13 protein-coding genes are annotated in these 19600 nt (G+C 68.5%); 8 read left to right on the top strand and 5 right to left on the bottom strand.

All coding sequences use genetic code 11. The features are described 5' to 3' along the window. Nucleotides 1-6 precede the first annotated feature (6 nt). Together FGX59_RS05620 and FGX59_RS05615 are read left to right on the top strand one after the other, a co-directional pair. The gene (locus tag FGX59_RS05620) at nt 7-957 is read left to right on the top strand and encodes a PDR/VanB family oxidoreductase (RefSeq protein WP_138465539.1); all 951 of its coding nucleotides are present in this window, start codon (nt 7-9) and stop codon (nt 955-957) included. After that, a complete protein-coding gene (locus FGX59_RS05615) occupies nt 954-1442 on the top strand; it encodes a flavin reductase family protein (RefSeq protein ID WP_206078287.1) in 489 nt (162 codons plus the stop codon). The genes FGX59_RS05620 and FGX59_RS05615 overlap by 4 nt, the downstream gene beginning before the upstream one ends. Before the next feature lie 2 nt (nt 1443-1444). Here the strand turns inward: FGX59_RS05615 and FGX59_RS05610 are convergent, their stop codons facing one another. The 5 genes from FGX59_RS05610 to FGX59_RS05590 form a co-directional block, all read right to left on the bottom strand. Further along, nucleotides 1445-1912 (bottom strand): MarR family winged helix-turn-helix transcriptional regulator, encoded by a 468-nt coding sequence (locus FGX59_RS05610; RefSeq protein ID WP_240722259.1) that lies wholly within the window; start codon nt 1910-1912, stop codon nt 1445-1447. 258 nt (nt 1913-2170) lie between these two features. Beyond that, nucleotides 2171-8011: an ExeM/NucH family extracellular endonuclease gene (locus tag FGX59_RS05605; protein ID WP_138465537.1), complete on the bottom strand. Its 5841-nt coding sequence runs from the start codon at nt 8009-8011 to the stop codon at nt 2171-2173. A 306-nt stretch (nt 8012-8317) separates the two neighbouring features. After that, nucleotides 8318-9955: a serine hydrolase gene (locus FGX59_RS05600; protein ID WP_240722257.1), complete on the bottom strand. Its 1638-nt coding sequence runs from the start codon at nt 9953-9955 to the stop codon at nt 8318-8320. A gap of 430 nt (nt 9956-10385) precedes the next feature. Further along, entirely contained in the window at nt 10386-10544 is a 159-nt protein-coding gene (locus tag FGX59_RS05595; RefSeq protein WP_138465535.1) for a YqaE/Pmp3 family membrane protein, read from the bottom strand. A gap of 252 nt (nt 10545-10796) precedes the next feature. Beyond that, nucleotides 10797-11708, bottom strand: coding sequence for a LysR family transcriptional regulator (locus FGX59_RS05590; protein ID WP_138465534.1), 912 nt, complete (start codon nt 11706-11708; stop codon nt 10797-10799). 150 nt (nt 11709-11858) lie between these two features. Here FGX59_RS05590 and FGX59_RS05585 point away from each other — a divergent pair, with 150 nt between their 5' ends. The 6 genes from FGX59_RS05585 to FGX59_RS05560 all read left to right on the top strand — a co-directional run bounded on the left by FGX59_RS05585 (nt 11859) and on the right by FGX59_RS05560 (nt 19599). Further along, nucleotides 11859-12761, top strand: a complete 903-nt coding sequence (locus tag FGX59_RS05585) for a lysophospholipid acyltransferase family protein (protein ID WP_138465533.1) — start codon at nt 11859-11861, stop codon at nt 12759-12761. After that, complete coding sequence (locus FGX59_RS05580) at nt 12761-13582, top strand: glutamate racemase (RefSeq protein ID WP_138465532.1); 822 nt, start codon at nt 12761-12763, stop codon at nt 13580-13582. Before FGX59_RS05585 ends, FGX59_RS05580 begins: the two co-directional genes overlap by 1 nt. 24 nt (nt 13583-13606) lie before the next feature. Next, nucleotides 13607-14635, top strand: a complete 1029-nt coding sequence (gene argC, locus FGX59_RS05575; protein WP_138465531.1) for an N-acetyl-gamma-glutamyl-phosphate reductase — start codon at nt 13607-13609, stop codon at nt 14633-14635. 46 nt (nt 14636-14681) lie between these two features. Then, entirely contained in the window at nt 14682-15125 is a 444-nt protein-coding gene (gene ccmE, locus FGX59_RS05570; RefSeq protein WP_171060526.1) for a cytochrome c maturation protein CcmE, read from the top strand. Nucleotides 15126-15197: 72 nt separating this feature from the next. Then, entirely contained in the window at nt 15198-15641 is a 444-nt protein-coding gene (locus FGX59_RS05565) for a hypothetical protein (protein ID WP_138465529.1), read from the top strand. Between the two features lie 1987 nt (nt 15642-17628). Continuing rightward, the gene (locus FGX59_RS05560) at nt 17629-19599 is read left to right on the top strand and encodes a heme lyase CcmF/NrfE family subunit (protein WP_138465528.1); all 1971 of its coding nucleotides are present in this window, start codon (nt 17629-17631) and stop codon (nt 19597-19599) included. Nucleotide 19600 lies beyond the last annotated feature (1 nt).

Here is a 19600-nt window from a genome sequence, read left to right as displayed (position 1 = left end):
TTCGACATGACCAATCCCATGACGCTGACCGTCGCCGAGCGGATCGAGGACCGCGGCGGCATCCTCCGCCTGCGGCTGACCGGCGACGCGCTGCCGCCGGTGACGGCCGGGGCGCATCTGGACCTGCACCTGCCCGCACTGGACCTCTGGCGGCAGTATTCGCTGTGCTCCGATCCGGCAGGGACCGGGGCCTATGAAATCGGCGTGCTGAAGGACCCGGCTTCGCGCGGCGGCTCCGAGGCCGTGCACCGCTTGGCCGTTCCCGGCGCGAGCTTCACTGTCGAGGGCCCGCGCAACCATTTCCCGCTGGAGGAGACGGCGGCGAAGACGGTTCTCTTCGGCGGCGGCATCGGCATCACCCCGTTGATCGCCATGGCGCATCGTCTGCACGCCCTGGGCCGCGATTTCACGCTGCATTACTGCACCCGCTCGGAAGGCGTCACCGCCTTCCTGGACGTGCTGCGGACCGCGGCCTTCGTCGATCGCGTGGTCTTCCATTTCGACGACGGTGCAGCGGCGCAGCGGCTCGACCTCGCCCGCGACCTGCCGGCGCCGGAGGCCGGGACGCATCTCTATGTCTGCGGGCCGCAGGGCTTCATGGACTGGGTGATCGCCGCCGCCGAGGCAGCAGGCCATGCGGGCAGCCATGTCCATCGCGAGTATTTCTCGGCCGAAATCGACGCCACCGGCGGCACCTTCGAGGTGGAGGCCGCGATCTCCGGCATCACCGTCACGGTCGGCCCCGAGGACACGATCGCCAAGGCGCTGGCCCGCGCAGGCGTGAAGATCGAGGTGAAATGCGAGGAGGGCGTTTGCGGCACCTGCGTCACCGACGTGATCTCGGGCGGCATCGACCATCGCGACTGCTTCCTGACGGAGGAGGAGCGCGAGGAGGGCGAAATGATCTGCGCCTGCTGCTCGCGCGCGTCAGGGCCGAAGCTGGTGCTGGACATATGAGCGATGTCAGCGCCTTCCGCGAGGGGATGAGCCGCCTCGGCGCGGCCGTGAACCTGATTGCCACCGACGGGGCGGAGGGGCGGCACGGCATCATTGCCTCCGCCGTCTGCCCGGTCACCGACGCGCCGCCGATGCTTCTGGCCTGCATCAACACCGCCGCGCATGCGCATGACCGGCTGCTCTCCAACGGGGTGCTCTGCGTCAATGTGCTGGGGGCGGAGCACCAGGCCCTCTCGGAGGTCTTCGCCCGCTATCGCCCGGGCGTCGACCGCTTCGCCCATGGCGACTGGACCACGATGTCGACCGGCGCGCCGGTGCTCGCGGATGCCAATGCCGCCTTCGACTGCCGGATCGTGTCGCGGAAGCTGCAGGGCACGCATTCGGTGCTGTTCTGCGAGGTCGAGGCCGTGCGCCTGCCGGGCACCCCCGGCGAGGGGCTGGTCTGGTTCGGGCGCGGCTATCGCAGGCTCGCCCGCCCGGCCTGATCTCAGAGCTTCCGGAGATCCTCGAGAACGCCCGCCAGAAGGGCGTTCATCCGGTCCATCTCCTCGACCGGGACCTTGCCGAAGCTCGCCTCGAAGACGAAGGCGGCCTCCTTGACGGCCAGCGCGCGCAGCCGGTTGCCCTCTGGGGTCAGGCAGACCTCGGTCACGCGCCCGTCGGTAGGCCGCACCCGCGTCGTCACCAGCCCGTCGGCGATCATCCGCTGCACCACCTTGGTGGTCGTGTTCAGCTTCACCGCAGAGAGTTCGGCGATCTCCGAGATCGACAGGTAGTCCTCCTCGTAGAGGCTCATCATCGCCCGCCAGCGCGGCGCGTCGATGCCCAGCGGCTTTATCCGCCGCTCGAGCGCGCGCATATAGGCCTCGTTCACCTGGGAGATCCAGAAGAACGGCCAGCGCCGCCGCTCGTGATCGAGCCCGGCATCCCAGATCCTGCTTTTCCGACTGCTCACGCGTTCCGCTGCCCTGCTTGTCCTGCGGGGGTCGTACCCCATGCCGCGCGTGCGCGAAACGCGAAAATGCGCCCGGCCCGGAGCGCCGCTAGCCCCCCGGCGGCATCGCCCGGACCTGCAGGAAGGCCCGACCCGGCTGCCCTCCGGCCCTTCTTCCCGAGGGCAGCCGAGTCGGGCCAGGCTGCTCCGCCAGCGGACCGCCCGGGGGCAGGCGCGCCGCGGGGGAAGGCGCCCGGGGGCGCCTCCGCCTGCGCGGGGTCAGAGCAGCGTGTCGGCCGTCAGGTCGAGCCCGACCAGCACCGGATCGTGATCCGAGGTGCGGTAGGGATCGGCGGAGAAGAGATCGCTGCCGCCCGGCTCCTCCTCGTAGGCGCTCTCGCCGCTGTCGAGCACGTCGTCATTGTAGTCGAAGAGCGGCACCTCGTCGGCATTGATGTGCCATTCCGTGGCGCCGGTGACGAAGTCGAAGAGGTCCTCGTTGGCCAGCGCGTAGTCGAGCGTGCCGAGCTGGCTGTCGAAGACGTAGCTATAGGCGTCCTCGCCCTCGAAGGTGCGGGCCAGGTCGGCATAGCCGGCCGCCTCCAGCCAGGTGATCGGATCCTCCATCGCATAGGCGTTGAGATCGCCCATCGCCAGCACGCGGGTGTCGCCCGAACCGGTCGGATCGGTGGCGAGCCAGGCATCGAGCGACTGCGCCGCCTGCAGCCGGATCGCGTTGTTGGCCCCCGCGCCGTCGCCTGCATCGGCATTGCCCTCGGCCGGGTTGACCGTGCCCTTCGACTTGAAGTGGTTCATCACCGCCGTGAAGCTCTCCTCCGTCGCGAGCTCGGTGAAGCTCACTGCCAGCGAGGCGCGGTTGGTCGAGGATCCGTCGAAGACCGCATTGCCGAACGCCAGCGGATTGGTGCTGTCATTGAGGATGCCGACGGTCGAGCCCTCGGTCACCTCGACCGTCGTCTGGTCGTAGATGAAGGCGCCGGTGATCACGTCGGTGCTGTCGACCGTGCCCTGGCCGGGATCGACCCAGGCATAGATCTCCGCCCCGGCCGCCGCGTTCAGCGCGTCGGTCAGGTACTCGACCGCGAAGCGCCCGTCGCCATTCTGGTCGCCGAACTCGTTCTCGATCTCGACAAGGCCGAAGACATCGGCCTCCATGCCCAGCATCGCCGCGACCAGCTTCTCCGTCTGCTGGTCGAGCTCGGCCTGGCTCGAGGCGCCGCGCGGATCGCCATTCACCGAAGCGGAGCCGTCATCGAGCGTGGTGAAGTAGTTCAGCACGTTGAAGCTGGCGACCTTCAGGCTGCCGCCGACATCCCCGGGCGTCTCCTCGCGCGGATTGGTCTTGTCGAAGGTGACGGGCGCCTCTTCGGTCGGGCGCAGCCGCCAGGCATCGGTGCCCGAGGATCCCGCCCAGCTCCAGCTCATCACCCCGGTCAGGCCGGTGACGCTGTCGCCGCCGCGGAAATAGTTGTCGACCGACAGCCCGCCATCGGGGAGGGGGATCACGTCCGTGTCACCGGTATATGCGTTCTGCGCGTTATTGGCGTCGTCGAGGATGATCTGCAGGCTGCCCAGTTCCTCGAGCCAGGCCTCGTAGCCCTCGACGGAGGGTTCGGAGACCTGGGTGTAGGTATAGGGGCGGCCGCCTTCGGTCAGGGTGATCTGGCCGTAGCGGGCGAGCTGGTAGTACTCGCTGACATAGAGGGTGGAGTCGATGGTGACGAGCATCCCCTCGACCGCCTCGTAGGTCTCCTCCGACAGGTAGCTGCCCTCGGAGGGCAGGCTCAGATGCGCCGCCTCGACCTGGCCGAGCTGGTCCCCGGCCAGGATCTCGAGCCCGGTGACCGTGTCGATCTGGGTCTGGCCGAAATACTCGTCCACCGTGCCGGTGACGCGCACCAGGTCGCCTTCGGAGACATTGGCCAGATCGCCGGTCGCGTCGCCCACATAGACGAAGATGCCATCCGAGGTCGCCGCGTCGCCATCGGCATCTGCGGCGGCCGACTGGATGTAGAAGCCGGCCAGCTCGCCCTCGTCGTCATAGTCGCCGACCACCACGCCGGTCAGCGCGACCTGCGCGCCCGTCATGGCGCTTTCGCTGCCCGTGCCCTGCACCGCGCCGATCGTCACGTCGGGCGTGTTGCTTTCCAGCTCGACGATCGCCAGCGTGCTGTTGGCTTCGCCCGCCACCAGCAGGAGCGGCTGCCCCGAGGGGCTGTCGGCGGCGGAGACGAATTCCAGCCCCTCGGGCTCGTCCACCTCCGGCAGGTCGATGACGCTGTCATAGACCGGGTTCCCGGGATCGGTGAGGTCGAAGACGACGACGCTCTGGGCGCGCTCCAGTCCGACGAAGAGATAGGGCGTGCCGCCGATCTCGCCGAATTCGACATATTCCGGCTCGACGCCCTTGTTGTCCGAGCGGCCGTCGGGATAGCGCTCCTCGCCCTGTTCCGCGAGGACGATCCGCGCCAGCAGGTCGCCCGAGTCGAAGAGCCGGTTGCCGTCGGCGTCGTAGATCGCGACGGAGCGGGTGCCGAAGGCGGTGAGCTGGTCGATATCGCCGTCGCCATCGGTGTCGCCGTCGATGGTCGAGACGGTCAGCCGGCCGAGGTTATCATCCGCCAGATCCGCGGCGGAATAGGCCGCGGGATCGACATCGGCGTCCTTGGCGCGGGCCTCGTCGGTGCCGCGGGTGTCGCCCTCGGAGGCGCCGGCGAAATAGGTCGTGCCGCCGATGTCGAAGGCGACCAGCCCGTCGGGCATGGCAAGCCCGGTGACATCGGCCGTCTTGATCTCGGCGCCGCTGTCGCGGTCGGAGGTGTCGAGGCCGAAGCCCAGCTGCAGATGGTCGATCTCGCCGGCGGTCACGATGTCGTCGATGGTGAAGCCGGTGAAGCTGGCGATATCCTCGATGATCGCGACCGCGTTGTTCTCCTGCAGCGAGATATAGGCGGAATTGCCGGTCACGGCGATGAATTCCGGCTCGATATCGGCGGCGACCGAGGGCGCGTCCGGGTCGATGCGGATGCCCTTGGCGGCCAGAGCCTCGGCGGTGATCGAGGGATCGGAGAAGTCGAAGGTCCGGATCTCGGAATTGCCGGTCAGAAGCCCGCTGCCGTCGCGCTCCAGCGCGATGATCGAGACCGAGCCATCGGGATTGGGCAGCACGCCCGGGGCGTTGTCGCCATCCGCCGACTGGCCCTCGTTGGCGACGAGCAGGTAGTTGCCGTCTTCGGAAAAGGCGACCATGTCGGGCAGGGCGCCGACCTCGACGCCATGGTAGCGCCCGTCGACGTAATTGCCGAAATAGACCATGCCGGCATCGGTCACGGTGGCGTCGGGCACCGCGAAGGCGACCGCGGCGGTGGCGCCCTCGCCGGTGGCGGCGACCGAGGTCACCGCGCTGGCATCAGAGCCCAGCACGGTCGGATCGAGCTGGTAGAAGGCGACCGGGTTGCCGATATCGTCGGCATTGAAGAAGGAGAGCCCGTCGCCATTGGCCACCACGACGGCGTCATGGCCCTTGATCTTGGCGACGATCTCGGCGCCGCCGACGATCTCGGTCACCGAGGCAAGACGGTGGCCCAGCCCGTTCTGCGCCTCGGGCGCGGGCGCGGCGGGGATGCCCGCCACCCCGGTCTGGCCCTCGATGACGACATTGTCGATCATCATCGATTCCGCGGTCCAGTTGGCGTCATGCTCGACGATCAGCTGGATGCTTTCGGGGGCGACGACCTGCGTGCTGAGCGTGACCCACTGGCCCTCGGCGATCACGTCGTCGACCAGCTGGCCGGTGCTGTCGACCAGATACTGGTCGATCTCGCCGTCGCCATCGGTGTCGACCCCGATCGCGATGCGGTCGCGCGCCTCCCAGTCCGTCTCGTTGACGAAGACATCCAGCGAGACGGTGACCAGATCAGAAGCGATGTTCTCGATCCGCTCGAATTCGAGGACGAAATTGCCGTCGGTGTCCTTGAACTGGTAGCCGTTCGCCCCGTCGCTCATGCCGCCGGTGAAGCCGGTATTGAGGCTGACGCCGGTCGGCGCGCCGTCGGTCATGCCGTCCTGCGAGGGGCGGGTGTCCTCGAACCGGGCGGAATAGGCCAGCTCGCCGGTCAGCGCGGCCGAGGAGGCCTCGCTATTCACCCGGCGGCGGTCCGCGTCTGCGTCATTGGCCAGAGCGTGATCGGCATTCGCATCGCCCTCGTCGAAATAGAGGTGCGCGCTCGCCGTCTCGTTCTCGAAGCTCTGGGTGAAGCGGAACTCGGTCAGCGGCGCGGTCCCGATCTTCACGCTGTCGATATAGATCGATTCCGAGCTGGAATTGCTGTCGAGATAGACCATCAGCGTCGCTTCGGCCGCCTCCGCGGGGACCGTCGCCGACAGCGTGGTCCAGCCGTTCTCCAGCCCGAGATCGTCGATGTCGAGCCCGGCCGTGTCCAGGAGCATCACGTCCACCTCGCCGTCGCCATCGGTATCGACGCCGATCCGGATCAGGTCGTCCTCCTCCCAGCCGGTTTCCTGCACGAAGAGGTCGAGCGAGACGAGGACCGCCCCGGCAGCCGAGGTGTCGACGGTCTCGAAGGTCAGCACCATCGCCCCGTCCGTGTCCTGCATCTCGTAGCCCTGGGCGCCCGACGTGTAGCTGCCCACCTCGCCGGCAAAGCTGGCCACCCCGACGAAATCGCCATCGGTCAGCCCTTCGTCGCCGCGGGTGTTGATGTAGGAGGCGGTGAAGGCCAGCTGGCCGTTTGCCGCGAGCCCCGAGACCTCGGAATTGACCGGCGCCTCGCCCGGGTTGTTGGCCAGATCATGGTCGGCCGCGGCGTCGCCCTGATCGGTGTAGATGCCGCCCGTGGTGGTCTCGCTGTCGAAATCCTGTCCGTAGGAGAAGATCGAGGGCGCGTCCGAGGGGGGGACGGGCTCCCCGGGACCACCGGTTCCGACCGCTGCGCCATTACCGGGGGAACCGATCGCGGGTTCCAGCCCGTCATCGCCCGCAGTGACCAGCGTGGCGACCGCGCCGTCGCTGCCGGCCTCCGAGAAGCTGCCGGTCACGGTGTTCCAGGACTGGCCGGAATTGGCCTCGGTCTCGCCATAGGCCTGGCTCTCGATGATCACGCCGGCCTGCAGCGTGTCGTCGCCCTGCGTGCCGGTCTCTTCGAAGATCGTCACCGTGTCGCCGCCCGAGCCCAGCCCGGCACCGTCCGCATGGCCGATCTGGACGCCGTCGAGATCGATGACCTCCTCCCAGATCTCCTCGAAGGCCACCGCGTCGGCGGAGGTGCCGACGACAACGACCGCGGTTTCGCCCGGGGCCAGGGACGCGATCCCCTCGATCAGGTCGGCTGCGGCGGGATCGGCGCTGTCATCGTCGTAGAAGAGGTCCGGATCGACGCCCTGCACCCAGGAGGCCGTGCCGGTATTGGCGATCTCGAACCAGTCCGCGGTGACGTCGTCGCCCTGCTGGCCGCTCCAGATCTCGGTGACCGACAGCGCATAGGCGCCCGCGGCCGCCGTGCCGACGACTTCGAGCAGGTCGAGCGCGATGTCCTCGTCGCCGGAATCGAGGGTGAAGGTGACGCGGATGTCCATCGCGCTGCCGGTGCCGGCCAGATCCGCGGCGAAGGCGGCAAACACCGGGGAAAGCTCCTGACCCTCGCCGATGCCGTCCAGATCGGCATCGCGCCGCGGCGCCGTGTTGTAGGTGCTGCCGTCATTGGCGATGGCGATGGCGGTCATCCAGGCGCCGCCGTCGATCCGGTACTCGATGGTGAAGCTGTCGGCTGCGTCCCAGTCCTCGTTGCTGCCGTCGTCATCCTCCGCCAGGAGCGCCGAAAGCGACAGATCCGCATAGCCCGAGATGTCGATGCCGGTGAAATCGAGCCGCTGGGTCGCCGCGGCGTCCTCGCCGTCGATATCGGAGGCGGCGAAGAAATAGCTGCCCTCCGCGCCGGAATATTCCATGAAGGCGCCGATATCGGAACCGTCGGTGCGCAGGAAGAAATCGCCGGAGCCGTCGGTGAATTCGGCCGTGCTCGTGGTGTAGCGGGTGCCGTTGCCGTCGGTCTCGAAGCCTTCGGAGAAAATCGCAGTCATGAAGTATCGCCTTTTCGCTCGTCTGAATCGGCTGGGCGAAACGGGCAAGAGCAGCCAGGCCACCGGGCAGGGCGGCAGGCCGTGCCGCTCCCCGGTGTGTCATGCTGCGGAATGGCCCCCCAAACCTATGTCTCCGCACCGTTAATCGCGGAATGTGAAGAGCGTAAGACAAGGAGGCGGATTTGCCCAAGCGCCGCGGCCCGGCCCCTTGGCGCGGCAAAGCGGCGCGGGCGGAATGCGAAACGGCGGCGGAAGCCCGTGCCTCCGCCGCCGTTTGCATCTGTTTCCGGGCAGGGCCCGCGGGGCTCAGGACCCGTGGGCGGAGCAGCGCTCGTCGCGGGCGGTCAGCCGCTGGCAGGTCTGCTGGGCATCGGCCTCGCTCAGCCCGACGAACTGCACCTCGTAGCCGGTCGGCTTCGACACCACCGCGCGCTTGGCATTGGCGAGCAGGTCGACCTGCTGCAGCGCGGTGCGCAGCAGCGCCCGCTCGGCCTGCCAGCGCGAGGAGTAGCGCCCGACGCTGACGCTCCAGCCTTCCGGACCGTCGACGGTGGAGACCGTCACCGGCTGCGCCGATGCCTGGTCCTCGAGCGTCATGTCCGAGGTCGAGAAGGTCACGGCCGGGCGCGGCTCTGGGCGTTCCATCCCGGCGGGAAGCTCCAGCGCGGCGGTTTCGACCATCGCCTCTGCCGGGGCATGGACGGGCACCGGCGAGCGCGGGATCTCGATCTTGAGCGCGGCGGTCTCTGCGGCGGCCACAGGGGCGGGGGCGTCGGTGGCGGTCTCGGCCATGGCCAGCTCTACCGTCTCTTCGGACGCCTCGGGCGCCGGAGCGGTCGCGGCGAGCTTCTCGGCCTCCTTCTTCACCTCGGTCTCGTCGAGCGCGGCGCGGGCCAGCTGGGTTGCGGGATCGCCCGCGGGCACCGGCGCGGCCGGGGCGGGGGCCAGATCCTCGGGCCGCGGCAGCGGCACGAAGGAGCGCGCGACGACCTCTTCGGGCAGGCTCGTCGCCTCGGTCACGGCGACCGTGGCCTGGGCCTCTTTCAGCGCGTCGTTGATGTCGGCCTCGGCGATGACGATGTTGCTCTGCGCCGCGGCCAGCGCCACGACATAGCCCGGGCGCGCCTTCGGCACGGCGCTGGTCTTCAGCATCGTCCCGCCGCGGCTGCCATTGCTGGCAACGGCGACGATCGAGGCGTAGTTCGGCTTGTGCGGCCGGTCGAGCTTGGCGTATTTCGGCGCCCGGCTGAAGCCGAGATCCAGCAGCTCCGCCACCCGCTTGTTGCGTGCCGCGGCCGAGGAGCCGCCCATCACCGTGGCAATGATCCGCACGCCGCCGCGCTCGGCCGAGGCGACCAGGTTCGAGCCCGCCGCATTGGTGTAGCCGGTCTTGATCCCGTCGGCGCCGCGATAGGAGCTGAGCAGCCGGCGGTTGGTATTCGCGACCGTCGTCACCTTGGCATCCGTGGTGATGCGCGAGAACAGGTTGTAGTACTCGGGATAGTCGTAGAACAGGTGCCGCCCCAGATTGGACATGTCGCGCGCCGTCGACAGGTGGCCGGGGGTGGTCAGGCCGTGCGGGTTCTTGAAGGTGGTGTTGTTCATCCCCAGCGCCTTGGCGGTGCGGTTCATCCGCGCCGCGAAGCCCGGGACCGACCCGCCGACCGCCTCGGCGATCACATGGGCGGCGTCATTGGCGGATTTCACCGCCGCCGCGCGGATGAGGTAGCGCAGCTCGATGCTGCTGCCGGCCTTGAGATAGAGCTTGGAAGCGGGCTCCGCCGCCGCCGCCTTCGACACGCGCACCTTGGTGTCGAGGCTGATTTCGCCGTGTTCCACTGCCTCGAACGTGACATAGAGCGTCATCATCTTGGTCAGCGAGGCCGGGTGGAGCCGCGTATCGGCGTTTCTCGAACGCAACACCTCCCCGGTTCTTGCGTCCATGACGAACTCTGCATATTGCCGCGCTGCCGCGGGTGTGGAAATGGTTGCGAAGATGAGAAGGAGGGGGAGCGCCGCAATCACGGCGGCCCAGCCTGCCCGCTGTCCCAGACGTATCATGAACGTCACCTGCCTGATTTTTTGCCGCCGGTTTTCCGGTCGGCGCCTGCCTTTGGGAACAGAGGCTAGCACAGGCCTATCGCCATGTCAGAGCATTTAGTTGGTTGCGCTGCCGTTTTCTCGGGCGCGCCGTCAACCTGCCGCTGGCGAATCGGGAATGTTGCGGGGACATGATGGGAGTCCCCCAATATGTATGGGGCATTTGCCGCGCCACCTGTTGCATTTCCACATCGGTCGGACCGGGAAACGTGGCGCCAGGGCGCGCATTTGCGCCCGTTCCGGGCAGGATCGCGCCTGCCCGGCGGCAATCTGCCTAGCGCCGCGCGATGATCCAGACCGCGTGCACGATGCCGGGGATATAGCCCAGCAGGGTCAACAGGATGTTAATCCAGAAGGGCCATCTCAGCCCGACCTGGAGCGCCACGCCGACGGGCGGCAGGAGGATGGCGACGAGTATGCGCAGGAAATCCATGGGACCTTTCCGGTGTCTTGCCTCTGGTGACTGTCGCCGGACGAACGTCCCGCGGCGCGACCCGGTTCCGTGGCGCCAGTGCGGCGGGCCAGGGCATGGCACAAAAAAAAAGTGGCCGAGACAAAGCTCGGCCAAAGTCCAACAGGGAGGTAGAAGAAGGCCGAAACCTTCGTCTGCAGCTCACATAATCGGCTGCCCTGTACCATTCAAGGTTAAATTTTCCGCAGTAGCGAAAAATGCGCGTGATTTGGCCTATTCGCTCGCACCTGCAGAAATCTGCGCGTTGCGGCGGTAGATGGCGATTTCCTCCATCACGAAGTCGCGGAAGGCGGCGATCCGCTTGGACTGGCGCAGCTCCTCGGGATAGGCGAGGTAGACGGGCACCTCGCCGCTGTCGACATCGGGCAGCACCCGCACCAGGCCGGGAACGTCATGGGCGACGTAATGCGGCAGCACGCCGATCCCCAGGTGGTTCAGCACCCCCTGCAGCACGCCGAAATAGTTGTTCACGGTCAGCAGCGACGGCATGTCCTCGGCCATCAGCGCCTGCACCATCCGCAGCCCCGCCATCACCTGGAAGCTGGTCGCGTTCTGGCAGATCAGCCGGTGGTTGCGCATGTCGGCCCGGGTCTGCGGCGTGCCGTGCTCGGCCAGGTATTCCGGCGTCGCGTAGAGCCGCATGTGCACCGCCATCAGCCGCTTGCGAATCAAGTCGGCCTGGGAGGGCTCCTTCATCCGGATGGCGACATCGGCCTCGCGCATCGGCAGGTCGAGCACGCGCTCCTCCAGCATCAGGTCGATCTTGAGGTCGGGATACTTCTTGTAGAGCGCGGGCAGGCGCGGCACCAGCCAGAGCGAGCCGAAGCCCGTGGTGGTGGTCACCCGCAGCTCGCCGAAGACCTCTTCCTCGCTGTCGCGGATGCGCGCGGCGGCGGCGTCGAGCCGCTTGACCATCGCCGAGGTGGCGTCGAACAGCAATTCGCCCTGCTCGGTCAGGATCAGTCCGCGGGCATGGCGGTGAAACAGCGTGGTGTTGAGCGAGGTCTCGAGCGCCCGGATCTGGCGGGAGACCGCGGATTGCGACAGATGCAGGTGCTCGCCCGCATGGGTGAGGCTGCCTGCATCGGCAACAGCGTGGAAAATCCGTAACTTGTCCCAGTCCATCTTCGCGCCTGTGTTGAGTGCTGCAAACCTGACATGCGCCGCCGAGGATTGCAATTATGTGAAATCAGCTTTGCGCCCAGACTATGGCACCCTTGCCGCAGGCAGCGGCGCGCTGGTATCTGGGCGGGCATCCCGAGCCACGGAGGAGCCATGGGCCGCACCAGCCGCGAGGACCGGCACCGAAGGCGCGACATAGCACGCGACATCAGCTATGCAAGTTCGGCCGCGACCCGCGGCGGACGCGCGATGATCCGCGTCATGGAGAATGCCACCGGCCGGATCAAGCTGATCCGCCGGGCGGAGGGCTATGAGCGGGAAGTCGCGCTCGGCCGCGATTTCTGGGAGGTCATCGCCGAGCGCTACGGCCTGTCGCTGCGCATCGTCGGCGGCAGCCTCGGCAGCATCCCGCGCGAGGGCCCGGTCGTCGTGATCGCCAACCATCCCTTCGGCATCCTCGACGGGCTGATGATGGGGCTGATCCTGCGCCGCGCGCGCGGCGATTTCCGCATCCTCGCCAACCAGGTCTTCCGCCGCGCCGAGGATCTGGACCGGGTCATCCTGCCGGTCAGCTTCGACGGCACCCGCGAGGCGGTGCAGCAGAATCTGCAGACCCGGCGCGAGGCGCTGGCCTATCTGGGGCAGGGCGGCGCCATGGGGGTGTTTCCCGGCGGCACGGTCTCGACCTCGGCGACGCCGTTCTCGCAGCCGATGGATCCGGGCTGGCGCAGCTTCACCGCGCGGATGATCGCCAGGTCCGGCGCCACGGTCGTGCCGGTCTTCTTCGTCGGCCACAATTCCAGATTCTTCCAGCTTGCCAGCCACCTGCACCAGAATCTCCGGCTGGGTCTGCTGATCAAGGAGTTCAAGGCGCGGGTGAACCGGCCGGTCGACGTGGTGATCGGCACGCCGCTGGCCGCCGGGGCGCTGGCGCCCTATCTGGGCGATGCGCGCGCGATGATGGACTTTCTGCGCGAAGAGACGTATCGCCTGTCTCCGACGCCCGTGAGATCCATGGGCTACGGGTTCGAATTCGAGGAAAAGCACCGGAACTGATGGCTGTCGGCATTTTCGACTCAGGCCTGGGCGGGCTGACCGTCCTTGACGCGGTGTCCCGGCGCTTGCCGGACGTGCCCTTCGTCTATTTCGGCGACAACGCCCACGCGCCCTATGGCGTGCGCGACGCCGACGACATCTACGACCTGACCACCCGCGCAGTGACGCGGCTGTGGGAGGCAGGCTGCGATCTGGTGATCCTGGCCTGCAACACCGCCTCGGCCGCCGCGCTGAAGCGGATGCAGGAAACCTGGCTGCCGCCCGAGAAGCGCGTGCTCGGCGTCTTCGTGCCGCTGATCGAGGCGCTGACCGAGCGGCAATGGGGCGACAATTCCCCGCCGCGCGAGGTCGCGGTCAAGCATGTCGCGCTCTTCGCCACGCCCGCCACCGTCTCGAGCCGCGCCTTCCAGCGCGAGCTGGCCTTCCGCGCGATCGGCGTCGATGTCGAGGCGCAGCCCTGCGGCGGGCTCGTCGACGCGCTGGAAGCGGGCGACGACATCCTCGCCGAGGCGCTGGTGCGCAGCCATGTCGAGGCGCTGAAGCGGCGGATGCCGCATCCCGAGGCCGCGATCCTCGGCTGCACGCACTATCCGATCATGGAGACCGTGTTCCAGGAGGCGCTGGGGCCGCAGGTGCAGGTCTATTCCCAGGCCAACCTGGTGGCCTCGAGCCTCGAGGACTATCTCAAGCGCCATCCCGACATGTACGGGCCGGGCGCCGAGAACCGGTTCCTGACGACCGGGGACGCGCGCGCGGTGTCGAACAAGGCGACGCAGATCCTCCGACGACGCATTGTCTTCGAACAGCTCGACCACTCCTGAAGAATTGCTCCGCAAGGACCTGACATGACCAAGAAAATCGCAGTCCTGGGCGCCTCCGGCTATACCGGGGCGGAACTTGTCCGGCTGATCGCCACCCATCCCTCCTTCGAGATCGCGGCGCTGACCGCGGACCGCAAGGCCGGGCAGACGATGGGCGAGGTCTTCCCGCATCTGCGCCATCTCGACCTGCCGGTGCTGACGAAGATCGACGAGGTCGATTTCTCCGCCGTGGACCTGGTGTTCTGCGCGCTGCCCCACAAGACCTCGCAGGCGGTGATCTCCGCGCTGCCGCGCGACGTGAAGATCGTCGATCTCTCGGCCGATTTCCGGCTGCGCGATCCGGCCGCGTACAAGACGTGGTACGGCAACGACCATGCCGCGCTCGACCTGCAGGAAGAGGCCGTCTACGGGCTGACCGAGTTCTACCGCGACGAGATCCGCGGCGCGCGGCTTGTCGCGGGCACGGGCTGCAACGCGGCCACGGGACAGTTCGGTCTTGTGCCGCTGATCCGCGCGGGCGTGATCGATCTCGACAACATCATCATCGACCTGCAGGCCGGGGTCTCGGGGGCGGGCCGCTCGCTGAAGGAGAACCTGCTGCATGCCGAGCTGAGCGAGGGCACCCATCCCTATGCGGCCGGGGGCACCCACCGCCATCTGGGCGAGTTCGACCAGGAATTCGCCAAATGGGCCGGGCGGCCGGTCACCGTGCAGTTCACCCCGCACCTGATGCCCGCCAACCGCGGCATCCTGGCGACGATCTATGTCCATGGCGAGGCGCAGGCGATCCATGACGCCTTCGCCGCCGCCTATGCCGAGGAGCCCTTCCTGGTACTCCTGCCGATGGGCGAGGTCGCCTCGACCCGCTCGGTGCGCGGCTCGAACTTCGTGCATGTCGGCGTGACGCCGGACCGGATCCCCGGTCGCGCGATCGTGACGGTCAGCCTCGACAACCTCACCAAGGGCTCTTCCGGCCAGGCGCTGCAGAATGCTAACCTGATGCTGGGCGAGGCGGAGACGGCCGGCCTGATGCTGGCCCCGGTCTTCCCCTGAGCCAGGGATCTACCGCGTACCGGCCAGGGAGGGCAGAATGGCGGGCATGAAGGGCCTCAAGAAGAAGCGCCGCATCCAGATCATCCTGGTGGCCGCCGTCGCGCTGACGGTCTCCACCGGGCTGATCGGCTATGCGATGCGCGACGGGATCAACTTCTTCCGCTCGCCGAGCCAGGTCCTGGCCGAGCCGCCGCGCGCCACCGAGGTGTTCCGCATCGGCGGTCTGGTCGAGGATGGCAGCCTGGTGCGCGGCCAGGGCGAGACGATCTCCTTCCGGGTCACCGATGGTGGCGGCTCGGTGCCGGTCGCCTATACCGGCGTGCTGCCGGATCTCTTCGACGAAGGCCAGGGCATGGTCGGCACCGGGCGCTATGTCGACGGCGTCTTCGTGGCGACCGAGATCCTCGCCAAGCATGACGAGACCTACATGCCCAAGGAGGTCATCGACGCGCTGAAGGAGCAGGGCGTCTACGAGGCCCCCGAAAGCTGAGCCCCGATCCGGCAGGAACCCTGCCGGGGGCGTCCCCGTTGAGGGGGAGACGCTTGAAAGGAGGCCAGGACAATGGACAAGCAAGCCCTGCGCGACCGCATGCTCGACGTGGAACGTGCCGAGCTGGAGGAAGACACCGGATTCTTCGCCGATTTCGCCCGCGGCAGCGGCGAGGAGGACGGCGCGCCGCCCCAGCATGACAGCGAGAGCCGCGCCGAGCAGGCCGCGGACATGGCGGCCGCTCTGGAAAACCCGATCGCCGCCCATGCCGCCAAGATCGACCGGCTGAAGGAGATGGACTTCTCGCCGCGGGACCTGGTGGAGGAGGGCGCCGCCGTGCTGGTCGACGGCCGCTGGCTGGTGGTCTCGGTCGCGACGACGGAATTCGAATTCGAGGGCGAGCCCTGCATGGGCATCTCCCCGGCCGCGCCGGTCTTCCAGGTGATGGAGGGCCTCGAGGCGGGCGACAGGTTCCGCATCGGCGGCCGCGAGCGCCTCATCGAGGCGGTGGCCTGAGGCAGCCCGTCCGCCGGGCCCCGGCCTGGCGCGCGCCCTTGCGGGACCGCCCGGGTGCCGGGACGCCGACCAGCGGCACGGCCAGCGCGCGCCCGCCGCTGGCGGGCCGCGTCCGGCGTGCTTCCGGATCGTGGTCGACCGAGCGCGCGCCGTTCCTTCATTCCTGCCGCCCGACGGGCAGAGTCCGCGGCTGCGCCAGCGCTGCCTGTCGCAACGGCAGCCCGGAGCAGGTGGCAGCTCCGCTCGATGGCCGCTGGCCGCATCTCCGGAGCGACGCCGCGCTCCCCTGACGCCTCCGCCCAGATGTTCGAACCGAGGGCTTGATGGTGCGATCCTTTCGCCAGAATGGAAGGCGGCCACATTGGACTAATCCGCTACCCGAGCGCCTGCGCAGTCCGCCGCGCCTGTCCCGCTGTCTCGCCCGTCCCCGCCGTGCCACGTTTGGGGAGGTCTGGCGGGAGTAGCTGCGCCAGGCCGGATCACGCTCCGTCCCGCCGCGGCGGTCCACTGCCGCAAAGGAAATGGAGCCCTGCCTGTCATCTGAAAGCGCGACCGTCCCAACGTGTCTCGACCGCCACCGGCGCGGCCACGCCCGTTTCGGCTAGATCATCGCCCCCCCTCGTGCAGGGCAGGGAACCGCCCGCAAATCTGCGCGAGCTGCCCGGCCATTGGAGAGCCAGCGCTCGAACCCTGAACGACGGACCGGCCGCCCTGCTGACCCTCACTCGGCAGGCTGTCAGGCATAGGCTGAACGGCCGCCCTAGGGGCGGTGACGGCACGCAGTTTGGCGATCGTGCCGCCCGTTCCGGGGGCAGATGCCCGGATTTCTCCTGGTCCTCGGCCGCCGCCCGGTCCGCCGCTCTCATCCCCGCTTGGCGAAGAAACGAGCCACTGGATCGCTTTCGGTTCCGCCGCATGCGCCCGGAGGCTGGACGCTGTCGCGGCCGCTCTGAGAAAGGCATCGTCGATCATCGCCATTCCTATGTCCCGGGGGCCAGTACGTCCACGATTGGGCGAAGACGCTCATCCAGCTTCCGCGGAGCCGGCAATTGGACCGCGTCTCGCGCGGGTCCTGTTCTTCAGGCGCGCCGCGCCCGCGCAACCCGTCGCGATCCACAAGGATAATTCCGCTGAACACGCGCCGGGCGCCGACGCGCGGGTGACGCCTCGACTTCGGGCGGTCCCGAGGACTGCTTGCCCGCCGGGTGGACGGGGGCTGTCCTTACGGACTCACGTCAGGCGGAACATGCCTTTCGTGATGCTGGCCAGGGGAGGCCGTGAGCCACCCGCGCCGGAAGACATCAATGGTCGCCGACCCTGGCAGGGGGCTGAAGCGGCCCGCGCGGCGACGTAGCTTTCTGGAAGAACGGGGGAAATGGTCCTGCAAGCGGCTGGACGTGCTCCATTCCGGGCGCAGCCTGGGCGGACCCCGGAACCATGTCCTCCGCGACGTCGCCCTGGCATCCTTTCACAGGCACGCTGCCAGGGGATGAGGGCGGAAATGCGGACGACCTCTCCCGGACCTCGTCCCGATGCATGGCGGCCGCGGCCGGAGAGGGGACGGGCCGACCAGGGCGATCCTCGCGACGTAGCCGGCCCGGGCACAGCGGCAGGCGCAGGCGGGGCACAGCGGCAGGACTGCCAGGCGGATCAGGATGAAGCCGATGCCTCCGCCGGGATCCGCGGGACAGACGCGCATGCGCTGCGCAGCGGCCGGACCTGCCGTCCCGACTCGCCGCGGGCTTCGGAGCGCGTGCGGCAGGCGCCTGCGGGAATGGCGGCGCCTCCTCCGGCGCCGGTCACGACTGCGTGACAGCGTATCGTGGCTGCGCGAGGCCCGGATCGCGCTGCCGCCGGGGTTTACCGGCAACTCCGGCAGGGCCGGGGCGGCGCAGGCCCTCGGGCCCGGGAGCTGCGCCCGGCACGAGCCCTTGGCGCGGGGGCTCGCGCCCGCTAGAAGGGGCGAAGCCACGGGAAGGAGGCCCCCATGATCTCAGAGCTCGGCCATTTCGCGCTGATCCTCGCCGGCTTCGTCGCGCTGTTCCAGGCGGTGGTGCCCTTCATCGGCGCGCATCGCGGCTGGAGCTCCTGGATGGCCGCCGCCGTGCCCGCGGCAACGGCGCAGTTCCTGCTGACCGCCTTCTCCTTCGCGGCGCTGACCCATGCCTTCGTCACCTCGGATTTCACGCTGAAGCTCGTCGTGGAGAACTCCCACAGCCTCAAGCCGATGCTCTACAAGGTCTCGGGCGTCTGGGGGAACCACGAGGGCTCGATGCTGCTCTGGGTGCTGATCCTGACGCTGTTCGGCGCGCTCTGCGGCTGGTTCGGCCGCAATCTGCCGCCGAGCCTGAAGGCCCGCGTGCTGTCGGTGCAGGCGATGATCGCGGCGGCCTTCTTCGCCTTCATCCTCTTCACCTCGAACCCGTTCCTGCGCCTGGCGGTGCCGCCGATGGACGGCCATGACCTCAATCCGCTCCTGCAGGATCCGGGGCTCGCCTTCCATCCGCCCTTCCTCTACCTGGGCTATGTCGGGCTGTCGCTGACCTTCTCCTTCGCGGTCGCCGCGCTGATCGAGGGCCGGGTCGACGCCGCCTGGGGCCGCTGGGTGCGGCCCTGGACGCTGGTCAGCTGGATGTTCCTGACCGTCGGCATCGCGCTGGGATCCTGGTGGGCCTATTACGAGCTCGGCTGGGGCGGCTTCTGGTTCTGGGACCCGGTGGAAAACGCCTCCTTCATGCCCTGGCTGATCGCCGCGGCGCTGCTGCACTGCGCCATCGTCGTCGAAAAGCGGGAATCTCTGAAGAACTGGACCATCCTGCTGGCGATCCTGGCCTTCGGATTCTCGCTGATCGGCACCTTCATCGTCCGCTCGGGCGTGATCACATCGGTGCATGCCTTCGCCAACGATCCCGAGCGCGGGGTCTTCATCCTCGCCATCCTCGCGGTCTTCATGGGCGGGGCGCTGACGCTCTATGCGGCGCGGGCGGGCGCGATGCAGTCGAAGGGCGTCTTCGGCCTCGTCAGCCGGGAAAGCGCGCTGGTGGCGAACAACATCCTCCTGGCCGTGAGCTGCTTCACCGTCTTCATCGGCACGATCTGGCCGCTGGTCGCCGAGCTTCTCTTCGGCCGCAAGCTGACCGTGGGCGCGCCGTTCTTCAATGCCGCCTTCACCCCCTTCATGGTGGCGCTGGCGGTGATCCTGCCCCTGGGCGCGCTCCTGCCCTGGAAGCGCGGGCGGCTCGGCCGGGTGGCGATGCAGCTCTGGCCGGTGGCGCTCTTGGCGGTGGCGGTCGGGCTCCTGGCCTTCGCCGTCCAGACCGGGCGCTCGGCGCTGGCGCCGATCGGCATCGCGCTGGGGACCTGGCTGATCCTCGGATCGCTGCGCGACCTCTGGCTGCGCACCGGCCGCGGCGAGGGCCGCCTGCGCCGCCTGGTGCACCTGCCGCGCGCCGACTGGGGCAAGTCGGTGGCCCATGCCGGGCTCGGCGTGACCTTCATCGGCATCGCCGCGATGACCGCCTGGCAGATCGAGGACATCCGCGTCGCCAAGATCGGCGACCGGTTCGAGGTCGGCGGCTACGGCATCCAGCTCGACAAGGTCGAGGAGGTGAAGGGGCCGAACTACTTCTCCACCATGGCGACGATGACGGTCTGGGACGGCGACCGGCAGATCGCCATGCTGCATCCCGAGAAGCGCGTCTATCCGGTGGCGCAGATGCCGACGACCGAGGCCGGGATCGACAACGGCATCTGGCGCGACTTCTACCTGGTGATCGGCGATCCGCAGGCCGCGGGCGGCTATGCCGTGCGCACCTACGTGAAGCCCTTCGCCAACTGGATCTGGGCGGGCGCGATCATCATGGCGGGGGGCGGGCTCCTCAGCCTGACCGACCGGCGCTTCCGCGTCGCGGCGGGCGCCGCCAAAGCGCCGGGCCGCCGTCCGGTTCCGGCGGAGTGAC

The sequence above is a fragment of the Poseidonocella sp. HB161398 genome (assembly GCF_005870025.1).
Classification (GTDB): Bacteria; Pseudomonadota; Alphaproteobacteria; order Rhodobacterales; family Rhodobacteraceae; genus Mangrovicoccus.
Note: the sequence above shows the minus strand (reverse complement) of the source record. Positions and strands in the feature narration are given on the sequence as shown.

Coding starts and splice junctions, on each gene's coding strand:
- FGX59_RS05620 (WP_138465539.1), top strand. CDS start 7: ATGACCAATCCCATGACGCTGACCGTCGCCGAGCGGATCGAGGACCGC.
- FGX59_RS05615 (WP_206078287.1), top strand. CDS start 954: ATGAGCGATGTCAGCGCCTTCCGCGAGGGGATGAGCCGCCTCGGCGCG.
- FGX59_RS05605 (WP_138465537.1), bottom strand. CDS start 8,011: ATGACTGCGATTTTCTCCGAAGGCTTCGAGACCGACGGCAACGGCACC.
- FGX59_RS05600 (WP_240722257.1), bottom strand. CDS start 9,955: ATGGACGCAAGAACCGGGGAGGTGTTGCGTTCGAGAAACGCCGATACG.
- FGX59_RS05595 (WP_138465535.1), bottom strand. CDS start 10,544: ATGGATTTCCTGCGCATACTCGTCGCCATCCTCCTGCCGCCCGTCGGC.
- FGX59_RS05590 (WP_138465534.1), bottom strand. CDS start 11,708: ATGGACTGGGACAAGTTACGGATTTTCCACGCTGTTGCCGATGCAGGC.
- FGX59_RS05585 (WP_138465533.1), top strand. CDS start 11,859: ATGGGCCGCACCAGCCGCGAGGACCGGCACCGAAGGCGCGACATAGCA.
- FGX59_RS05580 (WP_138465532.1), top strand. CDS start 12,761: ATGGCTGTCGGCATTTTCGACTCAGGCCTGGGCGGGCTGACCGTCCTT.
- argC (WP_138465531.1), top strand. CDS start 13,607: ATGACCAAGAAAATCGCAGTCCTGGGCGCCTCCGGCTATACCGGGGCG.
- ccmE (WP_171060526.1), top strand. CDS start 14,682: ATGAAGGGCCTCAAGAAGAAGCGCCGCATCCAGATCATCCTGGTGGCC.
- FGX59_RS05565 (WP_138465529.1), top strand. CDS start 15,198: ATGGACAAGCAAGCCCTGCGCGACCGCATGCTCGACGTGGAACGTGCC.
- FGX59_RS05560 (WP_138465528.1), top strand. CDS start 17,629: ATGATCTCAGAGCTCGGCCATTTCGCGCTGATCCTCGCCGGCTTCGTC.